Genomic DNA, 1,203 nt, shown 5'->3' with positions numbered 1-1,203 from the left:
GCTCAATGGCCACGCACCGTTGACCAACTCGATCACCAACGTGAGCGGTGGCAACTACGAAAATCTGGTCGCGGATAAAACGCCGGTTTCGACCACTGTTACTGATACCCCGGACACCACCAACCTGTCCTTGAGCGCTACCGATTCGGTCGCTGAAGGCGGCTCGATCCTCTACACCGCGACATTGACTAACGCAGCTGGCACGCCGGTTACCGTCACGCTGTCGAACGGCGCCGTGATCACCATCGACGCCGGCAAAACCACTGGCACCGTGACCGTTGCGGCTCCGGCCGATGACGTCTACAAAGATGCCGGCACTGTTCAGGCAACAATCACCAAGGCCACCGGTGGCAACTTCGAAAACCTGGTACCAAGCACTGTTGCGGCGGTTACCAGCGTCACCGACACCATCGACACCTCGACGGTGAAATTGACTGCGACCGATACTGCCGCTGAAGGCGGCACTGTCACTTACACCGCGACGATCGGTCAGCCTGTCACTGGCTCCCCGGTCACCGTGACCCTGGCCAACGGCCAGACCATCACCATCGACATCGGCAAAACGAGCGGCACTGTTAATGCTGTAGCACCGAACGATGTGCTCAATGGCCACGCACCGTTGACCAACTCGATCACCGACGTGAGCGGCGGCAACTACGAAAACCTGGTCGCGGATAAAACGCCGGTCAGCACTACCGTGACCGACACGCCAGACACCACCAACCTGTCCTTGAGCGCTACCGACTCCGTGGCTGAAGGCGGTTCAATTGTCTACACCGCCAACCTGACCAATGCTGCTGGTACACCANCACCGACGTGAGCGGCGGCAACTACGAAAACCTGGTCGCGGATAAAACGCCGGTCAGCACTACCGTGACCGACACGCCAGACACCACCAACCTGTCCTTGAGCGCTACCGACTCCGTGGCTGAAGGCGGTTCAATTGTCTACACCGCCAACCTGACCAATGCTGCTGGTACACCAGTCACCGTGACATTGAGCAACGGCGCAGTGATCCTCATCGCGGCCGGCGCCACCAGCGGTTCGGTAACCGTCGCCGCACCAGCCGATGACGTCTACAAAGACGCCGGCACTGTTCAGGCGACAATCACCGCCGCGACCGGCGGTAACTTCGAAAACCTGGTGCCAAGCACTGTTGCGGCGGTTACCAGCGTCACCGACACCATCGACACCTCGACGGTG

General features: G+C 60.1%; 1 protein-coding gene and 1 pseudogene. Both read left to right on the top strand.

The annotated features are described in order from the left end of the window. Positions 1-40 precede the first annotated feature (40 nt). Positions 41-808: pseudogene (locus ACXPVS_RS27335) on the top strand (immunoglobulin-like domain-containing protein); the annotation flags it as partial. An 8-nt stretch (positions 809-816) separates the two neighbouring features. Beyond that, positions 817-1,203: immunoglobulin-like domain-containing protein (locus ACXPVS_RS27330; RefSeq protein ID WP_458512653.1), on the top strand; the 387-nt coding region annotated here is incomplete at its 3' end.

The organism is Pseudomonas sp. Ma2-10, from assembly GCF_054330215.1.
This window is presented reverse-complemented; position numbering and strand designations above follow the sequence as displayed.